Source organism: Klebsiella sp. GN_Kp190 (assembly GCF_040061795.1).
GTDB lineage: Bacteria > Pseudomonadota > Gammaproteobacteria > Enterobacterales > Enterobacteriaceae > Klebsiella > Klebsiella michiganensis.
Genome location: NZ_JBEAFN010000003.1, coordinates 53,210 through 75,736, shown reverse-complemented (window position 1 = coordinate 75,736; position 22,527 = coordinate 53,210). Strand labels below are relative to the sequence as shown.

The 22,527-nt window shown below is 49.4% G+C and carries 32 protein-coding genes; 29 read left to right on the top strand and 3 right to left on the bottom strand.

Annotated features, from left to right (window positions below):
• Nucleotides 1-822: 822 nt before the first annotated feature.
• Together ABLU67_RS01355 and ABLU67_RS01350 are read right to left on the bottom strand one after the other, a co-directional pair.
• Nucleotides 823-1,035: a hypothetical protein gene (locus ABLU67_RS01355; RefSeq protein ID WP_148675907.1), complete on the bottom strand. Its 213-nt coding sequence runs from the start codon at nt 1,033-1,035 to the stop codon at nt 823-825.
• A gap of 141 nt (nt 1,036-1,176) precedes the next feature.
• A complete protein-coding gene (locus ABLU67_RS01350; RefSeq protein WP_047683645.1) occupies nt 1,177-1,809 on the bottom strand; it encodes a S24 family peptidase in 633 nt (210 codons plus the stop codon).
• A gap of 103 nt (nt 1,810-1,912) precedes the next feature.
• Between ABLU67_RS01350 and ABLU67_RS01345 the strand changes: the two genes are divergently transcribed.
• From ABLU67_RS01345 to ABLU67_RS01265, 17 genes are all read left to right on the top strand, one after another.
• Nucleotides 1,913-2,116, top strand: a complete 204-nt coding sequence (locus ABLU67_RS01345) for a Cro/CI family transcriptional regulator (protein ID WP_047683642.1) — start codon at nt 1,913-1,915, stop codon at nt 2,114-2,116.
• Between the two features lie 22 nt (nt 2,117-2,138).
• Nucleotides 2,139-2,690, top strand: coding sequence for a YmfL family putative regulatory protein (locus ABLU67_RS01340; protein WP_348852115.1), 552 nt, complete (start codon nt 2,139-2,141; stop codon nt 2,688-2,690).
• A 172-nt stretch (nt 2,691-2,862) separates the two neighbouring features.
• On the top strand, nt 2,863-3,042 hold the full coding sequence (locus ABLU67_RS01335) for a DUF4222 domain-containing protein (RefSeq protein WP_064349867.1): 180 nt from the start codon (nt 2,863-2,865) through the stop codon (nt 3,040-3,042).
• Nucleotides 3,032-3,943 (top strand): conserved phage C-terminal domain-containing protein, encoded by a 912-nt coding sequence (locus tag ABLU67_RS01330; protein WP_049106564.1) that lies wholly within the window; start codon nt 3,032-3,034, stop codon nt 3,941-3,943. The genes ABLU67_RS01335 and ABLU67_RS01330 overlap by 11 nt, the downstream gene beginning before the upstream one ends.
• Complete coding sequence (locus ABLU67_RS01325) at nt 3,940-4,398, top strand: hypothetical protein (RefSeq protein ID WP_281120124.1); 459 nt, start codon at nt 3,940-3,942, stop codon at nt 4,396-4,398. The genes ABLU67_RS01330 and ABLU67_RS01325 overlap by 4 nt, the downstream gene beginning before the upstream one ends.
• A 178-nt stretch (nt 4,399-4,576) precedes the next feature.
• Complete coding sequence (locus ABLU67_RS01320) at nt 4,577-5,530, top strand: phage N-6-adenine-methyltransferase (RefSeq protein ID WP_348852114.1); 954 nt, start codon at nt 4,577-4,579, stop codon at nt 5,528-5,530.
• On the top strand, nt 5,523-7,373 hold the full coding sequence (locus ABLU67_RS01315; protein ID WP_015370239.1) for a DNA cytosine methyltransferase: 1,851 nt from the start codon (nt 5,523-5,525) through the stop codon (nt 7,371-7,373). The genes ABLU67_RS01320 and ABLU67_RS01315 overlap by 8 nt, the downstream gene beginning before the upstream one ends.
• On the top strand, nt 7,370-7,846 hold the full coding sequence (locus tag ABLU67_RS01310; RefSeq protein WP_348852113.1) for an SOS-response repressor and protease LexA: 477 nt from the start codon (nt 7,370-7,372) through the stop codon (nt 7,844-7,846). The genes ABLU67_RS01315 and ABLU67_RS01310 overlap by 4 nt, the downstream gene beginning before the upstream one ends.
• Complete coding sequence (locus ABLU67_RS01305) at nt 7,843-8,241, top strand: RusA family crossover junction endodeoxyribonuclease (RefSeq protein ID WP_128334829.1); 399 nt, start codon at nt 7,843-7,845, stop codon at nt 8,239-8,241. The genes ABLU67_RS01310 and ABLU67_RS01305 overlap by 4 nt, the downstream gene beginning before the upstream one ends.
• An 88-nt stretch (nt 8,242-8,329) precedes the next feature.
• On the top strand, nt 8,330-9,160 hold the full coding sequence (locus tag ABLU67_RS01300) for a KilA-N domain-containing protein (protein WP_348852112.1): 831 nt from the start codon (nt 8,330-8,332) through the stop codon (nt 9,158-9,160).
• 9 nt (nt 9,161-9,169) lie between these two features.
• Nucleotides 9,170-9,694, top strand: a complete 525-nt coding sequence (locus tag ABLU67_RS01295; RefSeq protein WP_080528332.1) for a hypothetical protein — start codon at nt 9,170-9,172, stop codon at nt 9,692-9,694.
• Nucleotides 9,695-9,702: 8 nt separating this feature from the next.
• Nucleotides 9,703-10,758 (top strand): DUF968 domain-containing protein, encoded by a 1,056-nt coding sequence (locus ABLU67_RS01290; RefSeq protein ID WP_117066447.1) that lies wholly within the window; start codon nt 9,703-9,705, stop codon nt 10,756-10,758.
• An 18-nt stretch (nt 10,759-10,776) separates the two neighbouring features.
• Complete coding sequence (locus tag ABLU67_RS01285) at nt 10,777-11,607, top strand: antitermination protein (RefSeq protein WP_047683618.1); 831 nt, start codon at nt 10,777-10,779, stop codon at nt 11,605-11,607.
• 210 nt (nt 11,608-11,817) lie between these two features.
• Nucleotides 11,818-12,009, top strand: coding sequence for a hypothetical protein (locus ABLU67_RS01280; RefSeq protein WP_060591433.1), 192 nt, complete (start codon nt 11,818-11,820; stop codon nt 12,007-12,009).
• Between the two features lie 149 nt (nt 12,010-12,158).
• A complete protein-coding gene (locus ABLU67_RS01275; RefSeq protein ID WP_117066448.1) occupies nt 12,159-13,238 on the top strand; it encodes a site-specific DNA-methyltransferase in 1,080 nt (359 codons plus the stop codon).
• A 443-nt stretch (nt 13,239-13,681) separates the two neighbouring features.
• Nucleotides 13,682-14,107: a tellurite/colicin resistance protein gene (locus tag ABLU67_RS01270; protein WP_015370231.1), complete on the top strand. Its 426-nt coding sequence runs from the start codon at nt 13,682-13,684 to the stop codon at nt 14,105-14,107.
• A complete protein-coding gene (locus tag ABLU67_RS01265; protein ID WP_117066449.1) occupies nt 14,104-14,259 on the top strand; it encodes a DUF3927 family protein in 156 nt (51 codons plus the stop codon). The genes ABLU67_RS01270 and ABLU67_RS01265 overlap by 4 nt, the downstream gene beginning before the upstream one ends.
• 478 nt (nt 14,260-14,737) lie before the next feature.
• On the opposite strand, the gene ABLU67_RS01260 is transcribed toward ABLU67_RS01265, so the two are convergent.
• Entirely contained in the window at nt 14,738-15,148 is a 411-nt protein-coding gene (locus ABLU67_RS01260) for a hypothetical protein (RefSeq protein ID WP_014228559.1), read from the bottom strand.
• A gap of 242 nt (nt 15,149-15,390) precedes the next feature.
• Here ABLU67_RS01260 and ABLU67_RS01255 point away from each other — a divergent pair, with 242 nt between their 5' ends.
• The 12 genes from ABLU67_RS01255 (at nt 15,391) to ABLU67_RS01200 (ending at nt 22,525) form a co-directional block, all read left to right on the top strand.
• Entirely contained in the window at nt 15,391-15,780 is a 390-nt protein-coding gene (locus ABLU67_RS01255; protein ID WP_004139418.1) for a phage holin family protein, read from the top strand.
• Entirely contained in the window at nt 15,770-16,048 is a 279-nt protein-coding gene (locus ABLU67_RS01250) for a phage holin family protein (protein WP_014228560.1), read from the top strand. Before ABLU67_RS01255 ends, ABLU67_RS01250 begins: the two co-directional genes overlap by 11 nt.
• Nucleotides 16,048-16,677 carry a glycoside hydrolase family 19 protein gene (locus tag ABLU67_RS01245; protein ID WP_163586204.1) on the top strand — a complete coding sequence of 210 codons (630 nt, stop codon included), beginning with the start codon at nt 16,048-16,050 and terminating at the stop codon, nt 16,675-16,677. The genes ABLU67_RS01250 and ABLU67_RS01245 overlap by 1 nt, the downstream gene beginning before the upstream one ends.
• Before the next feature lie 2 nt (nt 16,678-16,679).
• On the top strand, nt 16,680-16,955 hold the full coding sequence (locus ABLU67_RS01240; RefSeq protein ID WP_163586206.1) for a hypothetical protein: 276 nt from the start codon (nt 16,680-16,682) through the stop codon (nt 16,953-16,955).
• Nucleotides 16,906-17,103 carry a hypothetical protein gene (locus tag ABLU67_RS01235; protein WP_227630585.1) on the top strand — a complete coding sequence of 66 codons (198 nt, stop codon included), beginning with the start codon at nt 16,906-16,908 and terminating at the stop codon, nt 17,101-17,103. Before ABLU67_RS01240 ends, ABLU67_RS01235 begins: the two co-directional genes overlap by 50 nt.
• Nucleotides 17,104-17,257: 154 nt before the next feature.
• Entirely contained in the window at nt 17,258-17,680 is a 423-nt protein-coding gene (locus ABLU67_RS01230; RefSeq protein WP_348852111.1) for a hypothetical protein, read from the top strand.
• A complete protein-coding gene (locus tag ABLU67_RS01225) occupies nt 17,677-18,969 on the top strand; it encodes a DUF6575 domain-containing protein (protein WP_348852110.1) in 1,293 nt (430 codons plus the stop codon). Before ABLU67_RS01230 ends, ABLU67_RS01225 begins: the two co-directional genes overlap by 4 nt.
• Before the next feature lie 76 nt (nt 18,970-19,045).
• A complete protein-coding gene (locus ABLU67_RS01220) occupies nt 19,046-19,291 on the top strand; it encodes a DUF2560 family protein (protein ID WP_163586209.1) in 246 nt (81 codons plus the stop codon).
• A 69-nt stretch (nt 19,292-19,360) separates the two neighbouring features.
• On the top strand, nt 19,361-19,603 hold the full coding sequence (locus ABLU67_RS01215) for a hypothetical protein (RefSeq protein WP_117066452.1): 243 nt from the start codon (nt 19,361-19,363) through the stop codon (nt 19,601-19,603).
• 308 nt (nt 19,604-19,911) lie between these two features.
• On the top strand, nt 19,912-20,253 hold the full coding sequence (locus tag ABLU67_RS01210) for an HNH endonuclease signature motif containing protein (protein WP_117066453.1): 342 nt from the start codon (nt 19,912-19,914) through the stop codon (nt 20,251-20,253).
• Between the two features lie 117 nt (nt 20,254-20,370).
• Nucleotides 20,371-20,835 carry a phage terminase small subunit P27 family gene (locus ABLU67_RS01205; RefSeq protein ID WP_102811759.1) on the top strand — a complete coding sequence of 155 codons (465 nt, stop codon included), beginning with the start codon at nt 20,371-20,373 and terminating at the stop codon, nt 20,833-20,835.
• Nucleotides 20,789-22,525 (top strand): terminase TerL endonuclease subunit, encoded by a 1,737-nt coding sequence (locus ABLU67_RS01200; RefSeq protein WP_189090627.1) that lies wholly within the window; start codon nt 20,789-20,791, stop codon nt 22,523-22,525. The genes ABLU67_RS01205 and ABLU67_RS01200 overlap by 47 nt, the downstream gene beginning before the upstream one ends.
• Nucleotides 22,526-22,527: the final 2 nt, after the last annotated feature.

Sequence of the window (22,527 nt, the reverse complement as noted above, 5' to 3'; positions counted from 1 at the left end):
TGCCCATCACCAGATATAGAACTATCCTGGCGTCTGGAATCGAACCAGACTCTGTGCCTTGCTCGTCAATGCCCTCATCGTTATGTCCCGGACTCTTCCCGGGCGTCACACCATTTCGCCGCGCTGGTGGGGCGCACGTCGTGCCTGAAACACTTGGCTTGCATATTCCAGTTGTCCGGATAGCGCATGGAACTTCAAGGGAACCATCCGGGCTGCTAACGCTGCATGTGCCATACAACGGTCGTGAATATTGCCGTTCACAACTGGAAGCGCACTCCTTCAGTTACAAACCAGTCCCCACGACGGATGAAGATGGAATGCGCTTTCAGTTGTGTTGTGGTGGCCGGTACTGATCTCCAGCATTCGGTTTGGTTGTGCCAATATCCCGCGCGGATTAAATGTCCGCTGCACATCAGCCTGTGCATTCACCACGGTGATTACGATTCATCTACCCCGGTCCGGCGGCGCCACCTCGCCGGGGCAGATGCAAAGGACCGTTACGCGATCATTCGGCTTGTTGGTCTGGCCGGAAGTATCAAGTCCCGACATCGCGGATTCTGCTTCTCCGCCCCGATTTCACCCCCGCTATTGTTTAGCGCGCAAACCGAGAAAATCGCCTTCAACGCTGTCGGCTTTCGCCATGTTCGATCAGGAATCTTCGGGCGGGGCGCCGGCGACCAACCGGCACAACCCCTACAGTATTAATCCAGGTCTACTGGACCCCCGACGCCGTGGGTTAAACGGCTGCTGTATGTCGGGTGAGTTTCTGTTGCTGGTGGTCAATCCAGCTCCGCAACCCCTCCCGAAGACACCTGTTTCAAATCAAAACTTCAAATTACGCACCAGAGGGGCTGCCGTTGAGCCGCCTGACATTTGAACTCTGATACGGTTTACTGATGGTTTGCTACGTTCTTCGCCAGTAAAGCTATTGAATGTACACAGCCCCAGAACTAAACGAGGGACGCCGCGTAAAATTACAATTCCTCCTGCTTTTGGTAGCTTGCGGTATGCCTTGCGGCGTTGTGCTGAATTCATCTTGGTTGCCTCTCACCGTAAAGTAAGTGTGCTGATGAATGTAATATTAGAATACTTACATTTTAAGTCAAGAGGAAAATGTAAGAGAGCTTACTTTTTGTGGCGGGGTAATAAAAAACCCGCGGATGCGGGTTCTGGGGCTTAGAGATCGATGATTATTTGCTTAACTATACCGATCAGTTTTGTATCTTGGTTCACCTCTATAGGCTTAAACGCCGGGTTTAGAGGTATGAGATAGGAAAATGGAGGGTCTATGGCGAGCTTTTTAATGGTCGCTTCACCACCAGTAACGGTTTGGGCTATCACAATTTTGCCATTTGCCTCATCAACAAAACCGTATTCTGGCTCGACAATGACAACCGAACCATCAGGAATGCTAAGCTCTTGGCTCGAAGTCATCGAGTGACCTTTAACACGTAATGCAAAAGCTGATTCAGATAGCTTCTTTGTAGTTTTAACCAGTTCGTTAGCTGGGTCGCCAATAACCTCGGTCCAGTTACCTGCCTGTACCCAAGATATAACAGGCACTTCTCTAACAGATATCAGGTTAATGTTGATACCGTTCTCGATATCGCCTGTACCGAAGATAAGCCATTCGGGAGAACATCTCAGGCACTGACATGCCAATACAAGATTCTCGCCTGATAACTTGGTGGAATCATTTTCCCATTGTGTAACCGCAGACGCGCTGACGCCGGCCCACTCAGCAACATCACGTTGCGTAAGTTTTTTCTGCTTACGTCTAAATCTTAATCTGCTGCCAACGGTATCCATAAAATCTCCTCCGGATTACACGTTAGCAATCTTACATTTTATTGACGTAAGTATGCTGTCGATATAGCATGTAAGTATGCTAACTTTATAGGGGAGGTAATCCATGTTGAAAGCTAAAGTCGTCACGTTCTATGGCGGTATATCTAAAACCGCTACAGCTCTGGGAGTGACCCATAGTGCTGTATGCCAGTGGGGAGATGTTATCCCCGAAAAACAAGCGCTCTACATTGAGCGGCTCACAGATGGAAGGCTGAAGTACGACGCTTCCCTCTATCACAAGAATATCAATCCAACGACTCAGCAGTAACCACAGACGCAGGGGGTAAGCCGTGGGTATAGAACCTGAATGGAAAGTAGAGAAGCAACCGGCGTGGCTGGTGGCCGCGATTAAAAAGACTATCACCGAACTGGATGGGGGTTATGCAGAAGCTGCTGAATGGTTAGGCGTTACAGAAAACGCGCTCTTTAACCGCCTTCGCGCAGAAGGGGATCAGATATTCCCGCTCGGTTGGGCAATGGTACTCCAACGTGCAGCGAGCACAAATCATATAGCTAATGCTATCGCACGCCACTCCAACGGCGTCTTTGTTCCGCTTGCTGAAGTAGAAGACGTGGACAATTGCGACATTAATCAACGGCTTATGGAGTCGATTGAGTGGATTGGAAAACACTCCAGCTTCATTCGTAAAGCAACTGCTGATGGCGTTATTGATGCCGATGAAAAGGCTCAGATTGAGCAGAACAGCTATCAGGTGATGGCAAAGTTCCAGGAGCATGTAGCGCTTCTGTTTCGCGTTTTTTGTACTCCAGAAAAGAGTGACGCCCGCGAGTGTGCAGCTCCGGGCGTCGTGGCGAATAAATCTTTGTGTATGGAGAAATAATCCGCATGAGCAATTTAATCGTAAATCTTCAATTACCGCAACTACGGATGTACCCGATCCCGGGCGTTTCGTCGTTTCGGTATGAGCGCATGGTATGCGGTAAATGGGTCGAGTGTAACCACAGTCGGGCACGCGGAGTTGTGGGGGTCTTTAACCGGAGGGCTAAAGCGTTATGCGAGAAGTTAACCGGAAGTTCAAAGACCATTATGGCAATCCAGTCAGAGTTATCCGCTGGGAGCCTGAGACACGTCGCGTCATCTACCTGCGGGAAGGCTATTCCCACGAGTGCTTTAGCCCACTCGATCAGTTTCAACGCAAGTTCAGGGAAGTAGAGGGCAGCCATGAGCAGTAAATTACACGGCCTCGTATGGGAAGCATGCGCTTTCAAAGGGCTGATAATCTCAGAAATAGCGGTCATGGCTCGCCTGGCAGATTTCAGTAATGACGAAGGTGTGTCATGGCCAGCGGTAACCACTATTCAGCGACAGATCGGCGCCAAGAGCGAGAATACTGTCCGCAGCGCTATCAAAAAGCTTCAGGCTAAAGGCTGGCTGAAGAAGCAGGAACGGCGCGTGGGCGGAAAGAATAATTCGAACGTTTATAAACTCAATGTGGACATGCTGGAACGTGCAGCAGCTGAAGCAAAAATCTTCTACGCAACGCCACGTGAACAATCAAAATTTGATGCCTCAGAATTTGAGGGTTCAAAATTTGAGGGGTCAAATTCTGATGCCTCAAATAATGGGTCTGTACCCCCTCAAATATTGCGGGAGGACCCCTCAATGGTTGAAGGCGATCCGTCATTAGATCCGTCATTAGATCCGTCATCTAAAAAACCTTCTTGTCGGGCTCCTGCGGAACCCGACGATAAGCCGGATCCTGAAGTTGTTATTACCGATAACGCGATCGAAGTTCTGGCACACCTGAATCTGGTCAGCGGTTCCCGTTACCAGAAATCTAAGACCTCGCTGGAGAACATTCGCGCCCGCCTCCGCGAAGGTCATACCGTTAGCGACTTGAAACTGGTAATTGACGTCAAGCATGAGCACTGGCATGGCAACGACGAGCAATACCAGTACATGCGACCCGAGACACTTTTCGGCCCTAAAAAATTCGAGGGATATCTGCAAAGCGCTATCCGTTGGGATGCTAAAGGCCGCCCGCCAAGGGAGTCGTGGGACAAAACCAGACCGCGGGATGTTAATTCAATTAGTCCAGTACAAACCACGATTCCACGGGGGTTCCGGGGATGAACATAGCCAAGTCGATCTTTGAATTTATTGAGAAGAATCCAGGCAAAATGCTGCGCGATATCACTGCGGCATTTCCTGAAACCAAACCGGTAACAGTGAAGAGCGCTGTTCATCGCCTGTACTACGACGGGAAACTTGCCAGCGTTGAAGTTACTGGTGGGTTTATCTACTTCGTAGCGGGATCCATCGATATTGAAGAGTACCTGCCTGGTGGGCTTTCGGGGGAGATTCTTGCCCTTGAAGCGACAGCCAAAAAGCTGGAAGAGAAACGCTATTACCGCCGTGCGGCGACGGTATGGCAGCAACTTTGTGACAGCAACTGTAAGGCTAAAGCAAGAGAGCGATACCTGCGTCTTAAGAATGCTTCTGTTCGAAACGCCAGAAACATGAATGATTCCGCCGGGTCATGCTATCTGGCCGGAAACTACTGCGGAGGTGATCTGTGCTCCGATTGAAGAAGATTTTGATAAGTCTCCGGCGCCTTGTGCGTTTGCATCACTGGCGTTACTGGTGGCAGCACGACGTTATTTTTCGCAGAAAATATGCACTCCTCAGAAATGACCTTTTCAGCTTTGATCGCCGTTACTGGTTACTGAGAGCACTTGTTGATGCTGATCAGCGCAGGGGAAAACTATGAGTCAGGAAGTACAAGAAGCTATGACCGCAGAAGAGCAAACTTTAACAAAAACCGTCAGCCCTTATTGCCTGGCACTTGAGGAACAGCGCCAGCGTAGTGCGCATTATTTAAAAGAAGTCGGGGATCAATGGCGTACCCCTGATCTGCTGTTCTGGGGCGTTAACGCTATGTTTGGCCCGCTTGTACTGGACCTGTTTGCAGACGACAGCAATGCAAAATGCCCCGCATGGTATACCGCTGAAGATAACGCATTAACACAGGACTGGTCCGCTCGCCTTGAAGAACTTGGTGGCGCAGGATTTGGTAATCCACCGTATAGCCGTTCTCAGTACCACGAAAAACAGGCAGTCACCGGCATGACTCACATCATGAGTTATGCATCTGAGCAGCGAGAAAAGGGTGGGCGCTATGTTTTCCTGCTGAAGTCAGCGACAAGCGAGACATGGTGGCCAGAAGATGCCGATCATGTCTGTTTTATCCGTGGTCGTATTGGTTTCGATCTCCCGACCTGGTTTATGCCGGCGGATGATAAACAGAAACCCACCAGCGCCTTCTTTGCTGGCGCAATCGTGATATTTGATAAGACATGGTGTGGGGAGCGCTTTAGCTATATCGATCGTATAGAGCTTGAGGCGAAAGGGCGCGCGAGTATGGCTTTGGCTGAGTTTGCTGCAGGAAAATTCCTGTCACCAGCTTCGCCAGTTCAGTCTCCTGAAGTGATCATCCCCGATGCTGTTGCATCACTAGCTGAGGCTGAATCCCGGATCTGGCCACTGGAAGTTGGTCTCGTCTTTGAACAGTTACAAGGCGCAGAGGATCTGGAATTCTCACAGCAGAACAAGCTGAAGGCCCACATTAACCAGTTGTGGCTGGAGCGGGTGCCCACCAGCGAAATCATCACCGTTGCTGGTGGTCTTGTCGGCAGCATGAGGGGGACCGCTCATGCGTGAGCTCATCGTAGACAACTTTGCGGGCGGTGGCGGTGCATCAACTGGGATAGAAATGGCGATCGGTCGTAGCGTTGATATTGCGATAAACCATGACGAAAACGCAGTGGCCATGCACCGAACTAACCATCCTGAGACGCTTCATTATTGTGAAAACGTTTTTGATGTTGACCCCTTGGCTGCGACAGGCGGGAAAGCTGTTGGGTTTGCGTGGTTTAGTCCGGATTGCACCCACTATTCAAAGGCCCGCGGCAGCAAGCCCGTCAAACGTGAGATCCGTGGTTTGGCCTGGGTATCTGTTCGCTGGGGATTGGATGTACGTCCTCGCGTGATGGCTCTTGAAAATGTTGAAGAATTTAAAACGTGGGGCCCGCTACTCTCTTGTGAGATGCGTCCTGATCCTGAGCGTTCGGGTGAAACCTTCCAGGCATTTGTTGGAATGCTTTCTACTGGTATACCTGAGGATCACCCGGCGCTGTTCGAATGTTGCGAATTTCTCGGGATATCGCCGGATAGCAAACAAGCCAAACGGCTGATTGCTGGCCTCGGGTATAAGGTCGAATATCGCGAGCTTCGTGCCAGTGATTATGGTGCACCGACGATCCGCAAGCGATTCTTCATGTTGATGCGTTGCGACGATAAACCCATTGTCTGGCCTGAGGCTTCGCATGGTGATCCTAAATCGGCCTCGGTGCTGACAGGTAAACTGGCGCCATGGCGGACAGCAGCTGAATGCATCGACTGGTCCATTCCTGCACCATCGATATTTGACCGCAAAAAGCCGCTTGCAGTTAACACGTTGAAGCGTATAGCTCGGGGTATCCAGAGATTTGTGGTCGATAGCGATAACCCATTCATCGTGAAATGCAACCATACCACGACACGCGGTAAATATGATTGTTTCCGTGGACAGGAGTTGTATTCGCCAATACAGACAATCACCAAAACTCATGGTTACGCGTTGGCGGTACCTACTTTGGCACCGTTTATGGCTGGAAATGGTGGTAGCCAGTACCAAGCTAAACCGCGCCCACTCAACAAACCAGTTCATACCATCCTAAAGCAATCCCGAGCATGCGTAGTTGCCCCGGTTATCGCCCGCCAGTTCGGTGCCAGCATTGGCCATCGGGCAGATGAGCCTAGCGCCACGATTACCGCTGGGGGTGGGGGAAAGTCTCAGTTAGTCACGGCCACGCTTATTCAGATGGGGTATGGCGAACGGGTGGGGCAATCACCGCGGGTTCTAAATCTTGGTAAACCGTTGGGTACTGTTACAGCTGGGGGCAATAAGTTTGCCGTAACAACTGCGTTCCTGGCAAAACACTATGGCGGGAACTACACCGGTCCGGGCGTTGGGCTTGATGAGCCAGCTCACTCAGTGACTACAGTCGATCATCACGCTCTTGTGACATCGCACCTGGTAAAACTGCGCGGTACCTGCCGTGATGGTCAGCGCACCGATGAACCGATGCCGACAATCACCGCAGGAGGTCAGCATGTGGGAGAGATTAGCGCGCTGCTGGCGGCTAATGATTACGATGAGCGCCGTGCGGATCAAGTCAAAGAGTTCCTAAATTCGTTTGGCGTCAGCGAACTGGTGACGATTAAGGGCATTGTTTACCGGATTGTTGACATCGGAATGCGAATGCTACAGCCACATGAACTTTACCGCGCTCAGGGATTCCCGGACTGGTACATCATCGACCGGGACTACCGCGGCGTGAAGTATTCGAAGGAAAAGCAAGTTGCGCGCTGCGGAAACGCCGTGCCGCCGCCGTTTGCTGAGGCGCTGGTTAGGGCCAATCTGCCGGAAATGTGCGTTAACAAACAGGAGCGAGCAGCATGATGAAGTTAACTCTCAGGCAGCAGGAGGTTCTGAACCTCCTGATCGAGTACCAACGTAAGCATGGTTTCCCTCCGACCACTTACGAACTGACCGGCATGTTGGGGTGCCGGTCCCCCAATGCCGCAGCAACGCACCTCAAGGCGCTGGAGAGAAAAGGGGCCATCAAGATTACCCGCGGAGTTTCTCGCGGTATCAGTATCACCCCTTCGCTGTTGGCCAGAGAAATATCGGTCAATCTCAACAGCATCGTAAAAGTGAAACTTACTGCCGAAGCTCTAAGTTACATGAGAAGCCAGCACGAAGAGAATCGAATCCAGCACCCGGCGATCTTCGGAGACTTTTCGCCCCCGGCAACAGACGAAAATGGCTATACGTCAATGACCCTGTGGAGCCTCATGTCTGACCTTGGCCCGCTCTGCTATTGCGGAGGAGATGTTCCGTTTGAGTTGAAAATAGTGCTGGAGGCAGAATGAAATTTATTCTTCCATTCCCACCCAGCGTGAACACCTACTGGCGGTCCCCAAATAAGGGGCCCGCAAAAGGTAAACACCTTGTCAGCGCAGCCGGCCGTAAATTCAAACATGCAGTACGTTCAGCGATCATTGAGCAACTGCGTGCAATACCAAAACCATCTACCGCGCCAGCAGCTGTAGAAATTATTCTCTATCCGCCAGACTATCGCCGGCGTGACCTGGACAATTACAACAAGGCACTTCTTGATGCTTTGACTTATGCCGGTATCTGGGAGGATGACAACCAGGTAAAGCGCATGGCTATAGAGTGGGGTGAGAATGTTAAAGGCGGGCGGGTAGAAATCACCATATCGGCGTATAAAAAAACGCTGGATGTTTGTTCAGTGGTAGGTTGAAGTCTATGCAACTTGCCAGTAATCTCAAAGAGTGCAAACGAAACGGGCGTGCAGGCCCTTCGTCACATAAAAATGTATGGAGAAAGCTATGACTAACCACGTCATGGGTGCTGCTGCATCCAATAATCACACTTTTTTTGTTATTGATGGTATTTCTGTTCGTCGTGATGTCCTTGGTCGTTATTGCCTAAACGATCTCCATCGTGCTTCCGGCTCCCTTGACCGCCATAAGCCTGCATTCTGGCTCCGTAACGAACAAACTGCGCAATTGATAGGCGAGTTGCAAAATAGCAACTCGGATACTTCAGAACCTGTAAGTGTCATCCGCGGCGGAAATGAGCAAGGTACCTATGTTTGCCGTGAGTTGGTGTATGCCTACGCGATGTGGATCAGCGCTGTTTTTAATCTGAAGGTCATCAGAACGTTTGACGCGCTCCACACTGCTGGGGCTGCAACCGTCAATACCGATCGCATTCAGGCTGGCATAATCCTCCTGGAATCTGCAGCCAAAATGCTCAATCTCTCTAATTCGTCAAAGCTCGGGGCATATCAGAAGCTTCAGCAGGTAGCAGGGCTGCCTGATTTAATGCCTTCATATGCCATTGATGCACCAGCTGGCGCGCAGGATGGTTCCAGCAGACCAACGCTGTCTCTTAGCGCTTTGCTTAAAGCTAACAACATCAGAATGACCGCGAACCAGGCTTATCACCTTATGGCTGGTCACGGCATAGTCGAGCAGAAGGAGCGCCGCAGCCGAACGGGTATCAATGGCGTGAAAAGATTCTGGTCTATTACGGCAAAAGGTTGTCTGTACGGTAAAAACATCACCAGCCCAGCAAATCCACGTGAGACGCAACCGCACTTCTTCGAATCGAAATTTCCTGAGCTTTTAAAGCTCATTGGCGTTGTCACGCAGTAAGGGGTGAACATGAGAATGACTCCCCCACACCTGCAACCAGTGCTTTCCAGGGTAAAGCGTTTTGTAGAGAGGCAACCAGAAGGCGCAACGCTAACCCACCTGACGCACAAAGTGGCGGCATACAGTGGGCTCAATCGCAAAGACAAAGAGACCCTGATCGAAATAATCCGGGAAAGCGGGATGCTCTGCGTGATAGATGATGGAAGGTCTACTACCTTGCACCACCCGAAATATGGTCACAAATCTGTGGCGCCTGTAATGACACCTCCTCAGCCGACGATGGAATGCAAAATGAATAAACAACTCGAAGTAACTCCGGAAGCATTACGTAAACAGGCTGACGCCTTGATCAAAGCGGCAGAGGAAGCGGAGAAAAAAGCCGGGGATCGTGCAGAAATTAAGAAACAGCTCGATCCCTTGAAGTTGGAGATTCTCCAGGCATATGGAATGGCCAGCAGGAAGTTTGACGAGTTCGTAGATGCTATGGCTGAAGTTGGTAAAGCCGTGCAGAAGCTTAAAGATCTGACTGTTTAGGGGGGATTGTGCGAGCATTGCTTACTCCGGAAATTGTGCCGCGCCTGGGCGTTGTTCTTTTCAAACCAGGCCGCGAATTGATGTCTCTCTTTACCGGCGGCCGTGTCCTGATAGAGCGTCAGCCAGAGAAGATGAAAACACTGCCCACTGGGCGGATCGCCGATGCACGTCAGCCGCTTGCAGAAATGGACATTCTGCGTTTTTTCATGAGGGATGAGAGGGTTATTAACGCAGCGGGTGGAATAAACGCTCTTGAGGCCTGGCTTCTACGACATGTCAGAGAGTGCCAGTACCCGCATTCCCACTATCACCACCATGAATTAGTGACTATGCGGCATCCGCCTGGCGCCATGGTTGTCTGCTGGCATTGTGATAATGAATTACGTGAGCAGACCACCGAAATGTTGTCAGAGCTGGCTTATCAGAATCTGGTTCAGTGGGTGATTGAAAGGGTGTTGATCAGCCTTGGATACAATAAGGAGCGCGAATTATCGATGGCGGAGCTCTGCTGGTGGGCTGTGAAATCCGGCATTGCTGACGCAATAACCGAGACGATGGCGCAACAGGCCTTAAGACTGCCTGAGGAACCTTTCCTGTCCGTTTATAAGGATAGCGATATTGTCCCGTCATTAGCTGCAGGTGAAATCCTTCAGGATCTTGTCGAGGGCATAGACCTGGCGGACGCCAGTGTACTCATTGAGCAACCTCAGATTGAAAGTAAACCCATTCTGAGGCTTAGTGTCGATCCGAACAGCCCCGAATCATTTATGCGCCGCCCAAAGCGCCGGCGCTGGACCTGCGAAGTTTACACACATTGGGTTAAAACTCAGCCATGTGAATGCTGTAGGCAACCATCAGACGATCCACACCATATAATAGGGAATGGTCTGGGGGGAACTGGCACCAAGGCCCATGATCTCTTCGTGATACCACTGTGCAGAGTGCATCACGATGAATTACACGCCAATACATCAGAGTTCGAAAAGAAATATGGCACTCAGTTAGAGCTGTGGGCTCGTTTTCTGGATCGGGTAATGGGTATCGGCGTCATTGTAAAAGCTTGAGTGTATGGAGTACTGAGCATGAATATTGAATCAATTCCCAAATTTTTCGCGCCCAAAGGAATGCATATTTCCGATAGCGGTCGTGCAACCGCCAGCGAGCAACTTACTGTGACAGATGTAATGGCGGCTCTGGGGATGACACAGGCAGAGGCAGGAATAGGCCTGTCAATGTTTTTGGGTAAAGCTGGAATCAGCGAACACGACAGAAAGGCATCCGTCAGTTGGTTGGCTGAATATGCAAAATCAAAAGCGCCTCGATCGATAAGAAAAGCAGCAGGGAAGAAGTTCCCGCTGTGTATGCTGATAATAGCTCGGTTCGCTTATAACGACTATGCCTCGTCTGCAGCTGACAGCGTAGATTGCAGGAAGTGTTCTGGTTCAGGCTTCATAAAAAAAACCTCAATGGTGGAAAAAAGCCACTACACAATGAGGTTACCGCAATGGGCAAAAGACCTCAGGCAGTCACCTTCGGATTTTGAAGTGAAACGTCAGGTGGAAGAGGTTGACCATGTTCTTTGCTTCAAATGCGGCGGCACCGGGAAAATCAGCAAGCGATGCCAGTGCGGCGGTACGGGAAAAACCCTGGACCGTAAAGAGTCAGAGCTGCAGGGAGTGCCTGTCTACAAAGTATGTAAACGTTGTGAAGGCCGCGGTTATAGTCGTCCTAAGTCTTCAAATGCATACAGGGGTATGCTCTCTGAGCTGCCTGGTCTGCCAGAACGTACCTGGAGATATAGCTGGAAACCTTTCTATGAAAGTCTGGTTACAAAATGCTTTGAGGAAGAGAGTTATACCGACTCACAGCTTAAACGTGTGACAAAGGTGTCTGATTTGATAAATATCGCATAATTTAGCGACACGTTACTTGCAAAGTTGCCGCTTTTGTGTAATTTTATTTATAACGATGGGCTTTGTATGTTCAACGTTGATTAACCCGCCAGCGAGCGGGTTTTTTTATGGGCTAAAATCGATAAAATCTTCTTCTCTTTCAATTAGTTCTTGCTGGATACCGTCACCAGAGTTATCTGTATGTCACACCACTTATTTGAGGTAAAAGACATGCTAAATCAGCAAGATATGACGGAAACAGCTAAAGCTGTTTTTAATGAGCTAAGTGACAAACCGGCTACTGCTGGAGAGATTGCTCAGAATACCCACCTGAGCCGCGAACGCTGCCAGCTCATACTTACGCAGCTGGTAATGGCGGGGTTATCTGATTATCAGTTCGGATGTTATAAGCGCCTCCAGTAATGGGGGCTTTTGCTGTGAAAATGGGCGGCTGGTGGGTGTTGTAGCACCCGGCCAGCCATCAGCTCATGCTTTCAGGTCACAAGCTAACCACGGCCCACTGCTTTAGCGCAAAAGCAAAGTGAGCCTATCAGAGTTACGCTTACTGATCTATGAAAAATACTGTAAAAATATCCAGTATTGAGTTAATCAATGCTGATTGCCTGCAATACCTCCCATCGCTACCCGATAACTCCATTGATCTTATTGTTACCGATCCGCCTTATTTTAAGGTGAAGCCAAACGGCTGGGATAACCAATGGAAGGGGGACGAGGACTATTTACGTTGGCTGGATAGCTGTCTGGCACAGTTCTGGCGAGTGTTAAAACCTGCCGGCAGCATGTATCTGTTCTGTGGGCACCGCCTGGCAGCGGATATTGAGCTGTTGGTGAGAGAGCGGTTTAACCTGCTCAACCATATCATCTGGGCTAAACCTTCGGGACGCTGGAACGGATGCAATAAAGAAAGCCTCCGGTCATATTTCCCGGCGACGGAACGTATCATTTTTGCCGACCATTACCAGGGGCCATACAGGCCGAAAGACGATGGATATGCCGCAAAGTGTAATGAGTTAAAGCAACACGTCATGACGCCTTTGATTTCTTACTTCCGTGATGCACGGGAATCTCTTGGCGTGACGTCGGCTCAGATTGCTGAAGCCACAGGTAAGAAAAATATGGTTTCCCACTGGTTTGGCCTTAGTCAGTGGCAGCTGCCGAATGAAGCAGATTATTTGAAGTTGCAGGCTCTGTTTCGAAAAATCGCCATGGATAAGCACTCACGCAACGAACTGGGAAAACCTCACCACCAGCTTGTCGCCACCTGGCAATCATTAAGCCGAAAATATTCTGAACTCCAGCAGGAATATTACCGTTTACGGCGACCATTCAGCGTATCGGTCACGGTGCCATATACCGACGTCTGGACTCATAAGCCTGTTCAGTTTTATCCAGGTAAGCACCCATGTGAAAAGCCTGCGGATATGCTGGAGCAGATAATCACAGCGAGTAGCCGCCCGGGTGATGTTGTAGCTGATTTCTTTTTTGGATCAGGTTCAACGCTCAAACAGGCTGCGCTTCTCGGGAGAAGGGGACTAGGAGTCGAACTGGAAACCGAGCGATTTGAACAGACGGTCAGTGAAATGCGTAATTTGCTGGAGCACCGGCCACCACAACCAAATCCCTTACCTTAGGGCTTAACCGGGCGTAAGCCGCCGGATAAACGTAACCGGAAAATTGAGATCGCAGGAACGACCAACAAACGGTAATCCGTATGGAGAATAACCCGTTGAGGAAGAGACCTGGCCGGAACCGTAACCGGCACTTATATGGCTGCGGGGCCAGCGGCTGAAGCGAATCCCGATCACAATGCGTAACTTACATGTCCCAGCTGACCGCAAAGTGACTTAAAAGCAGGGCCACAATTTGAATCTGCGACAACTTAGGTTGGTCGCTCCGTATCAGTAAGCGGATCCACCAGGCTCGCATTCGCGGGCCTTTTTCGTATCTGCGCCACGCTCGGCGTTATTTAACCACAGAGCCTTTCAGGGGTGAGCCATAGGGAATAGTCAGTGTGACTGTCTCTGTGGGCTGATCATTCCTGAGCGCTGGCTCACCCGCTAAAAGGAAAGTCACTATGTTTGGTATTTTTAAAAAGAAAGCCCGTAAAGCCGTTGTTGAAGTGAAAAAAATGGAAAACCGCGATGCTGTAGAAGCCACGGTCTGGGGTGCGTACTCGATTGCATACGCCGATGGTACCTGCGATGCAAAAGAGATTGCAGTGCTGGAGAAGACTATTTCGGCCCTCCCAGCATTTGCGCCATTTGCTGGTGAAATTGCCCAGATGAGTTCGAATATTCGCGCTCGCTATGAAGCATCACCACGTTCAGCCAACGCTCAGGCGTTGCGCGAACTGGCTGACGTTGCCGGGACGGATGACGCTGTCGATGTTCTTTGCCTGTGTCTTGATGTAGCTGATAACGACGGCATCGGGGAAGAAGAAGAGAAACAGCTGAAGAAAATTGCCCAGGCTCTGCAACTTCCATTGGACCAGTACCTGTGATCGGTAAACTTCGCTGGGCCGCAGCTGGGGTGCTTTTGTTTCTGGTGGTTGCTATCGACTTCACCAGCAAAATGATGTCAATCCTGGCTGATGGCGTGCTGGTAGCCGGGGTAATCGCTTTGCTCTGGCCCCATATTAAATCCAGTGATTAGCACTGTGCAAAAGGCATCGTAATGGTGCCTTTGACAGAGTGTCAGTTATTGACGCTGCCTATGACTACATCCTAAATTATCCGTGTGGTGAATCCCCCTATGCGGAGGGGCATTGCCAGTCTGATATGTTTTTTTGCGCATTGCGAGTCGTCTGTGGACTGGCGGCGACTTACCGGGAGGCACCCGGCACCACACCTAATAAAAAATGATGATAGCTGTAAGGCCCACTTCGGTGGGCTTTTTCTTTGGGCAAAAAAAAGCCCGCATGGTTTCATGCAGGCAAGGCAGTTACATTTAGATTTTGTCCCGGTATATGTTTTTTTGTCCGGAAGTCGAAAGATACTGTCTCGAATACATTTTGTAAATAACGGATTCAAACCACAAGGCCATGCATTTGCATGGCTTTTTTATTTGTGCCACCAGAGCATCATTCACTCTGTGCTTTGTCGTTAATCCATCTGGCGGCCATCCTAAAGGACTATCTGCTGAGTTCTTTTTTCAGAGGTTGCATTTTCTTCAGTACCTCATCTGAATTAGTGACTGAGAAACCCGTCGGGAAAAATAGCATTCCATCGGATGGATGTTCATCGTGCCAGTGCTTCGTGGCGGCCATCGTATGAGCGTCGAGATAACTGGTGTAAGCATCAAGGAGAGCGTTTTTCCTGCGCCTCGGGGCGTAAGGTAGCAACTGGTTGAAATCAGCATCGCTGATAAGCCTGAATGGATAAGAGCCTCCTTCAATAGCCTCAATTTCGCTTAGCAACTTTCCCCGCAGTGGTGCGGAATGCTTCCTGAACTCTGCCTTACGTGACGAATGGTTACTGATTAGTGACGGAATAAAGAGCCCTAGCAGTGTCAGTATCACTCCGATTACTGAAATAATTTCCATGAGATTTCCCTATGCCTGATTTTATTTATTCAGTATTACCCTTGGTGGGATTCGGTTTTTCTTGTTTTGGTCTTGGATACATCCTTGGCTTCGTACGCGGACGAGACTGAACAAGAAGAATAAATCCGTCTGAGAGGGTGGTGAATCCTGATATTTTTACAGTGATTTTTGGTGGCTGTCACCTGGCGGCCATCCTATTTTCCCCTCGTTCTGAGAGGATCCACAGCAATAGAGGGGGCTAAATGTCCGATCCTGTCTCTGGTACTTCAGTTGCGGCCGGCGGCCTGATGGGGGCTAGCATGTTCGGTCTGGCTACCGGAATAGATTACGGCGTGGTATTTGGTGCGTTCGCCGGGGCGGTTTTTTACGTGGCCACGGCAGCTAACATATCGCGCGGTAAGCTGGTGGCATACTTTATGACGTCATTCATTGTTGGTGTTCTGGGCGCCGGTCTGGTGGGTTCCAAGCTTTCAAGCTGGACTGGCTACAGCGACCGTCCGCTTGATGCGTTGGGAGCCGTATTAATATCAGCGCTTATCATCAAAGTTCTGACGTTTCTCAACAGCCAGGATCTAAATAGCTTGTTCAATATGCTGACCCGGTTCCGGGGAGGAGGTTCAAGTGGTAAATGATCCTTCAGCGCTGGCTAATGCAGTCATTTGCGCCGTCATTGTGCTGGCATTGATGTTCTACCAACGAGGTAGTGCGAGACACCGTCCGGGCATATCCGTTCTGGCTTATCTCATGGTGCTGGTTTATGCCAGTATCCCTTTCCGTTTCCTGTTTGGCCTGTACGAGTCATCCCACTGGCTGGTGGTGCTGGCGAACATTCTTATCTGCGGCGCGGTTCTCTGGTTCAGGGGGAATGTGGCGCGACTGGTTGATGCACTGAGGCACTGATGAACCAATCACAATTTCAAAGGGCGGCTGGTATTAGCGCCGGGTTAGCTGCGCGCTGGTTTCCGCACCTTGATGCTGCAATGAACGAATTCAGCATCACTAGTCCACTCGATCGGGCGATGTTCATAGCGCAGTGTGGACACGAAAGCACGTCATTTACCCAGATGGTCGAAAGTTTTAACTATAGCGTTGCCGGCCTGGCTGGTTTTGTGAAGGCAAAGCGCATCACGCAGGACCAGGCTAACACCCTGGGGCGTAAAAGTTACGAAAAGGTTTTGCCGATCGAACGTCAAAGAGCGATCGCAAATCTGGTCTACAGCAATCGCTTTGGCAATAAGACTGCGGGTGATGGCTGGAAATACCGTGGACGTGGAATTATAGGGATCACCTTCCTTGAGAATTACATCAAGTGCGGTAATGCACTGAAACTGGATTTAGTCAGCAATCCTGAGTTGTTGGAGAAAGATATTAATGCGGCCCGCAGCGCAGCCTGGTTTTACACCTTAAACGGATGTTTGAAGTACCCAGGAGATTTAGTGCGCGTGACCCAGATTATCAATGGAGGGCAAAACGGCATTGATGATCGACGCGCCCGCTTCCTGAAAGCAAAATCGGTACTGGTGGGATGATCATGGGAATAGAAGCTATCGCAGGGTTGGTGGTTGTAATATTGGGCGCTATCGCTGGCGCGTTCGGCATTGGTCATGCTCGCGGCACCAGTAAAGCAGAAGCGAAAGCCAGTCAGCAGCGTACCGAAGAGAACGCGGCCGCCAGCGTCGCCGCGGCAGAACGTAAAGCAGAAGCCACGAAAGGGGCCAGCGATGTACAGGAAGACGTTAAGCGTATGGGTGATGACGATGTTGATCGCGAGCTGCGCGAAAAGTTTACCCGCCCCGGTAGTCGTTGATACGGCCTGCAACTGGGTGAGGGTCATCTACCTGACCGACCACGATATCGATGTGCTGGATAAGCAGACCAAGCGCGACATCTTGGCGCATAACAAAACGGCGCAGATAATCTGTGCTAAGTATTTGAATGCTAAAAGTGCGAATTAACAAGTTATTGGAGCGGTAAATTGCTGAGAGCAAATTGGTGTTCACAATAAAATTTTTTTTGCTATATTGCTGATGATGCCAGCAAAAAAAGTAAGTTTCTAACTATCAATCAATAACGCGTTGGCAGATTTTTTGACTACACGGGATGATTTTTATGTCAGAAGCTGCAGCAGAGGTTTTTCAGGATGCATGGCCTGAATTTTTTCCTAAAGGCGTACCACCGAAGTCAGCCGAGGATGCTGAGGGGGAATTTTTTCGGTTAGTTCGTGTAAGCCCCCCTTCAGCACAATGTTTTCTCTCTACGCATGAAGAGTACCCGAATCGCCATAAAAAATGTAAAGGTGAGGCTTTAATATGTGTTTTTGGAACCTCTTTCTTTTCTGAAATGAGAGGTGCCAATGATGCAAAAGCCAAATTTCCTGAAGCATTGGGCGACCGTATGGTTGCTAAAGGTCAGGTAACCCCATTAATGGGTGTTATGAAAAAAACGTTTGCGGATCCTGCTCATTACACAATTTGGCTTAGAACTAATAGCCATATACATGAACACTTCGAGTGTGTGGGAGAAGGAGAATGAGTAATATCTTCCTCCCCAAAACTATGTTGGGAACACTGCTTTATAAAAGAGTGTATGAATTCTTTGAAGAGCCTCGTTTCTTTTCAGTAGAAAATGAAGTTGGCTCTTTATACGTAGTGTATTGGATCTCTGAAGATGAAAATTCAGATAGTTGGTTTATCATACCAGTATCACCAACTAAACTTGAGCTAATTGAAAGAAAGAGAATAGATATTCACTCGGCTATTACTGCGCATGAGCAAAGTTTTTTTTACAAAGTACAGGCTCCTTACAATAGAGATGAGACTCCTGCTTGGGATGTTTTGTATGCAGAAGACTTAAATAATTATAAGTTACCTGCCAGTGGATTGTTCATTAGTTCAGTTGTACCCGTTCTTGGTAATGGCCGAATTGGCGCACCGATAAAATACTCCACGCATGAAATACATTTGGAAAAAAGTGCTAAGAAAAGTGAAGGTAATCTTGTTTTAGGCAATGTTTCAAGCGTATGCGACAGATTTAGCGATCTATACAATAGTCTTTTGGATTTTGGTGGCCTTAAAGACAAATTACGTCCAGTTGATGCTCGACCAGGATCGTTCATAATTTCATTTCAAGCAGAGAAACTTTCTTTGTTTGAAGAATTGTTAAAATCTTTAAGCTCTTTGATAGAAGCAAGAGCTAATGTAATTGATTTCATTAATGAAAAAAATATTGATATTCAATCACTATCAAATCTTTTTCAGGCAGTTGTTTCTTCCGGCACAAACATGGAGCTCAGAAGCAACGAGACTGGTGAATTGATTTTTGTATTGACAAAGGCTGGTGCTGATTTTTATCTAAAAGATATCAATAAGTTATCAATGCTATCTGTTAGCGGTCACCAGATACCGCAAGCCGATACCTTAGAGCGAGTTTTTAATATCGTTGAAGTAAAATGGCGTGGCGAACCTTGCAGTGAGTTCAATACAGGTCTGCAGGAGCGCCATATATATTATTATATTCATGCTGCTAAGGTATTAGGGTTCCTTGATACTAATAGTAAGGTAACATCAGTTGGTCAGCAGTTAATTCAATCCGAAGACGATGTTAAACTTAAGATTGCGGCGAGATGTTTTGAAACCAGTCATATAGGTTGGGCTTGGATAAATTGGGCGGGTGTTGAAAATCTCTCTCAGTTAGAACCGGAAACTGCAGAAGGTTTTCTTTTAGAGCAGTGCCATTCTTTAAGTGCCGAAACCGTGTCTAGGAGATCTAGAACCATAAGGCATTGGTGTAAGGTATTAAAGGAGCACTACACCCCCCTTTAAGTTCAGCCTATGAATACTATCTTTTGAGCCTCGCATCTGCGAGGCTTTTTTATATGCAAAAATGCAGAGGTTAGACATGTCCGAGATCACCGCATCCGAGCAAATCCGCTTGGATATCATTAAAAAAGTTAACTACGACACCGCCGCGGCGAAGCTGGCCATTGACTGGGTTGGCGATAGCAATCTGAAATCTGAGCTATTCGCTGACTCTTTCGATCGCGTGTTCACGGAAAGTGAGATTGTCTCGAAAACCCGGAAGGCGATTCAGGAAGCGACCGAGGCGCTGGCGCTGTTTGAAACCGCGACTGAGCAGTCCAGCTAAGGCATTACAGCAGGCATTCAATGAGTGCCTGTGATAATGTAAATGCTAAACAATTAGCAGGAACAAATTATGCATAATGTGATGCTGTTTGGTGAGGGATGGAATGGAGAAGTCAGGGATGTCGAGGAAGGTGCGCGCAATCTTTTATACATTCCCAATCCTAAGGATCCACGATTGCGTGAGGTAGCATTCACAATTGTTGATTACATCTCCGATAATGGCAATATGTATTTGGTCGGTTTTCACGGTCAGGAACCCCTGATGCCAGATGTTGAAGAAGCAATATTAAGAAACAATCCTCGCCCGGTTTAATCAATAGATTCTTCAAAGAAATCAGCAGCCCCGCTTGTGCGGGGCTTTTTTATTGGAGGTTATATGCGGCTTACAGTTCTGGATGACGATCCCCGTGAATACATAACACCAGGTAGTGAACGCATCAGGGTTTATCTCAACGGTGTTGAAGTAAAGCACGCTTTTCTGCTGACGATGAAAGAGGCGAGGTGATTGCCGCTCTGATTTATTGCCGTGGTTACCTCACTGTCGAGAACGGCGAAGTTAAGCCCCCGATGCTGTTCGGTCAGGTGAGGATCGTACGCCCATCCAAGCAATAGGACCAGAGCATGAACAAAGAGCCCCGCATCTACGGCAGCAAGTGGGACCGTGAGCGTCTTATCTTCCTTCGTGCGCACCCCTTGTGCGCCATGTGCCAGGAGCAAGGCAGAGTGACAGCGGCAACGGTGGTTGACCACATCATCCCGCACAAACTGAAAGAGGCTCTGCGCTCTGGTGACAGCCAGGCAATAGCGAAAGCGCAAAAGCGTTTCTGGAGCCGGAATAACTGGCAAGGGCTGTGTAAGCAGCACCATGACTCAACGAAGCAGAGAATGGAGAAGCGCGGCACCGTTATCGGCTGCGATGAAAACGGTATTCCGCTTGATCCAAACTCTCACTGGTTCAGATGACGTCAATTCCATAGGGGAGGGGCGGGTCAAAAGTTCAGAACCCTGATCCCAAATGACCGCCGCCCATCCTTTTTGTGCACAACCGCGAAATGAAAAGTTTTTTTCCGGGAGGTTCCGATGGCAGGACGACGCCCGAAACCGACCCACCTCAAAGTGGTCTCCGGCAACCCGGGCAAACGTAAACTCAACGATAAAGAACCGAGTCCGGCGCGAGAAATTCCAAGCCCGCCGGCGCACCTGACCGACTGGGGAAAGGTTGCCTGGGGAAGGTTGACTGTTCTCCTTGACGGGATGGGGGTGTTGACAGTTGCCGACACCTTAGCCCTTGAACGGCTATGCGATATTTACGCTGATATTCTTCAGTTGCGCGACACCATCGCAGTAGAGGGAAGAACCTATACCGTCCAGACCGAGGGTGGTTTTCTTATCAAAGCTAACCCGGCCGTTTCGATGCTGGCCGATGCCGACCGCCGTTTTAAAAGTTACCTGGTTGAATTCGGTCTGACGCCAGCGGCAAGGACGAAGGTGAAAGTGAATGGCGAAGACCCCGAAGAGGACACGCTCGACAAGTTCTTCGGTTGATCCTGCAACCCAATATGCGATGGATGTAACCTCGGGCAAAGAACTGGCTGGTCCTGACATCCGTAACTCATGCCAGCGCCATCTCAATGACCTGAAGTCATGCCATGCCCGTGGTCTGCACTGGGATGTTGAGGCGGCGCAACGCTCGATTGACTATTTTGCGAAAGTTCTGAAGCTCAATGGTGGTGATTTCGAAGGCGAGCCTTTCGTGTTGCTGCCATGGCAGTGCTTCATCGTCGGTTCGATTTTTGGCTGGAAAAACGCCAGAGGTTTTCGCCGGTTCCGAATGGTCTATGTGGAGTCCGGGAAGGGATCCGGTAAATCCCCTCTGTCTGCGGGTATAGGGCTTTACTGTCTCACTGCGGATAAAGAAGCACGCGCTGAAGTTTATGCCGCTGCCACGAAGAAAGACCAGGCAATGGTCCTTTTCCGTGATGCGGTTGCGATGGTGGATCAATCTCCAGCTCTTTCCGCACGTATTCAGAAATCAGGTGGTGCCGGTAAGGAATGGAACCTGGCTTTTCTTCAGTCTGGTTCCTTCTTTCGTCCAATCAGTTCAGATGACGGGCAGTCCGGCCCGCGACCGCATTGTGCTCTTATTGATGAAGTTCACGAGCATAAAAGCAATCAGGTTGTTGAAATGATGCGTGCCGGTACCAAAGGTCGTCGGCAGGCGCTGATTTTCATGATCACCAACAGTGGGCACGATAAAACGAGCGTCTGCTATGACTATCACGAATACGGCCGAAAGGTTTCTGCCGGTTCGATAGAAGATGACAGCTTTTTTGCCTTCATTTGTTCTCTGGATGAAGGAGACGATCCTTTCAAGGATGAGTCCTGCTGGAAAAAAGCTAACCCTTCGCTGGGTCACACCTTTGAAGAAAGCTATCTTCGTGAGCAGGTGACTCAGGCCCGCGGGATGCCTTCGAAAGAGAGCATCGTCAGACGTCTTAACTTCTGTCAGTGGGTTGACGCGGCTAATCCGTGGATGAGCAGTGATGTCTGGATGGGTTGTGAGGAGAGCTTTGATCCAGATGAACTGGAAGGTGAGGAATGCTATGGCGGTTTAGACCTGTCCGGATCGCGTGATTTGACGGCACTGGCGTTGTTTTTTCCAAAACAACGTAAGTTGCTGGTGGAGTTCTGGACCCCGAAAGATACGTTACTGGAACGGGCCAAAACGGACCGGGTACCTTATGACGCCTGGGAGCGAGATGGTCACATCCACACCACACCTGGCAAAGCAGTGAAATACGGCTTTGTTGCCCAGCGCATTGCAGATCTGACTCAGAAGTTTGATATCAAGGCCATCGCCTTCGACCAGTATCGCATTAAATATCTTGAGCCGGAGCTTGAGGAAGCATCTGTTTCTGTTCCCTTAATCCCTCATGGGCAAGGGTATTACAAAGCGAAAGATTCCGGGCTGTGGATGCCTCACTCCATCGAATTGTTTGAAGAGTTGCTTGATGACAGCGTCATTATCATCAGGACGAACCCTTGTCTTCGCTGGAATGCGGCTTCAGCAGTGACGGAGGCTGATCAGAAAGAAAACCGAATTTTTGCCAAGAAAAAAAGTACCGGGCGTATCGACGGCATTGTAGCGGGCGCTATGGCAATCGGTGCCTCCGAAGGCTATGAGGATGATTCTGGCGATATCGACGACTTTTTCAGTAATCCCATCATTGTGTGAGT

What these genes read in the sequence shown, in the direction of transcription:
- ABLU67_RS01355 (WP_148675907.1), bottom strand. Translation starts at nt 1,035, where the DNA reads ATGAATTCAGCACAACGCCGCAAGGCATACCGCAAGCTACCAAAAGCA.
- ABLU67_RS01200 (WP_189090627.1), top strand. Translation starts at nt 20,789, where the DNA reads ATGGCGAAGACCCCGAAGAGGACACGCTCGACAAGTTCTTCGGTTGAT.
- ABLU67_RS01220 (WP_163586209.1), top strand. Translation starts at nt 19,046, where the DNA reads ATGTCCGAGATCACCGCATCCGAGCAAATCCGCTTGGATATCATTAAA.
- ABLU67_RS01225 (WP_348852110.1), top strand. Translation starts at nt 17,677, where the DNA reads ATGAGTAATATCTTCCTCCCCAAAACTATGTTGGGAACACTGCTTTAT.
- ABLU67_RS01285 (WP_047683618.1), top strand. Translation starts at nt 10,777, where the DNA reads ATGAATATTGAATCAATTCCCAAATTTTTCGCGCCCAAAGGAATGCAT.
- ABLU67_RS01315 (WP_015370239.1), top strand. Translation starts at nt 5,523, where the DNA reads ATGCGTGAGCTCATCGTAGACAACTTTGCGGGCGGTGGCGGTGCATCA.
- ABLU67_RS01245 (WP_163586204.1), top strand. Translation starts at nt 16,048, where the DNA reads ATGAACCAATCACAATTTCAAAGGGCGGCTGGTATTAGCGCCGGGTTA.
- ABLU67_RS01310 (WP_348852113.1), top strand. Translation starts at nt 7,370, where the DNA reads ATGATGAAGTTAACTCTCAGGCAGCAGGAGGTTCTGAACCTCCTGATC.
- ABLU67_RS01350 (WP_047683645.1), bottom strand. Translation starts at nt 1,809, where the DNA reads ATGGATACCGTTGGCAGCAGATTAAGATTTAGACGTAAGCAGAAAAAA.
- ABLU67_RS01345 (WP_047683642.1), top strand. Translation starts at nt 1,913, where the DNA reads ATGTTGAAAGCTAAAGTCGTCACGTTCTATGGCGGTATATCTAAAACC.
- ABLU67_RS01280 (WP_060591433.1), top strand. Translation starts at nt 11,818, where the DNA reads ATGCTAAATCAGCAAGATATGACGGAAACAGCTAAAGCTGTTTTTAAT.
- ABLU67_RS01320 (WP_348852114.1), top strand. Translation starts at nt 4,577, where the DNA reads ATGAGTCAGGAAGTACAAGAAGCTATGACCGCAGAAGAGCAAACTTTA.
- ABLU67_RS01215 (WP_117066452.1), top strand. Translation starts at nt 19,361, where the DNA reads ATGCATAATGTGATGCTGTTTGGTGAGGGATGGAATGGAGAAGTCAGG.
- ABLU67_RS01205 (WP_102811759.1), top strand. Translation starts at nt 20,371, where the DNA reads ATGGCAGGACGACGCCCGAAACCGACCCACCTCAAAGTGGTCTCCGGC.
- ABLU67_RS01325 (WP_281120124.1), top strand. Translation starts at nt 3,940, where the DNA reads ATGAACATAGCCAAGTCGATCTTTGAATTTATTGAGAAGAATCCAGGC.
- ABLU67_RS01210 (WP_117066453.1), top strand. Translation starts at nt 19,912, where the DNA reads ATGAACAAAGAGCCCCGCATCTACGGCAGCAAGTGGGACCGTGAGCGT.
- ABLU67_RS01335 (WP_064349867.1), top strand. Translation starts at nt 2,863, where the DNA reads ATGCGAGAAGTTAACCGGAAGTTCAAAGACCATTATGGCAATCCAGTC.
- ABLU67_RS01255 (WP_004139418.1), top strand. Translation starts at nt 15,391, where the DNA reads ATGTCCGATCCTGTCTCTGGTACTTCAGTTGCGGCCGGCGGCCTGATG.
- ABLU67_RS01240 (WP_163586206.1), top strand. Translation starts at nt 16,680, where the DNA reads ATGGGAATAGAAGCTATCGCAGGGTTGGTGGTTGTAATATTGGGCGCT.
- ABLU67_RS01295 (WP_080528332.1), top strand. Translation starts at nt 9,170, where the DNA reads ATGAGAATGACTCCCCCACACCTGCAACCAGTGCTTTCCAGGGTAAAG.
- ABLU67_RS01275 (WP_117066448.1), top strand. Translation starts at nt 12,159, where the DNA reads ATGAAAAATACTGTAAAAATATCCAGTATTGAGTTAATCAATGCTGAT.
- ABLU67_RS01235 (WP_227630585.1), top strand. Translation starts at nt 16,906, where the DNA reads ATGTTGATCGCGAGCTGCGCGAAAAGTTTACCCGCCCCGGTAGTCGTT.
- ABLU67_RS01305 (WP_128334829.1), top strand. Translation starts at nt 7,843, where the DNA reads ATGAAATTTATTCTTCCATTCCCACCCAGCGTGAACACCTACTGGCGG.
- ABLU67_RS01270 (WP_015370231.1), top strand. Translation starts at nt 13,682, where the DNA reads ATGTTTGGTATTTTTAAAAAGAAAGCCCGTAAAGCCGTTGTTGAAGTG.
- ABLU67_RS01260 (WP_014228559.1), bottom strand. Translation starts at nt 15,148, where the DNA reads ATGGAAATTATTTCAGTAATCGGAGTGATACTGACACTGCTAGGGCTC.
- ABLU67_RS01230 (WP_348852111.1), top strand. Translation starts at nt 17,258, where the DNA reads ATGTCAGAAGCTGCAGCAGAGGTTTTTCAGGATGCATGGCCTGAATTT.
- ABLU67_RS01330 (WP_049106564.1), top strand. Translation starts at nt 3,032, where the DNA reads ATGAGCAGTAAATTACACGGCCTCGTATGGGAAGCATGCGCTTTCAAA.
- ABLU67_RS01300 (WP_348852112.1), top strand. Translation starts at nt 8,330, where the DNA reads ATGACTAACCACGTCATGGGTGCTGCTGCATCCAATAATCACACTTTT.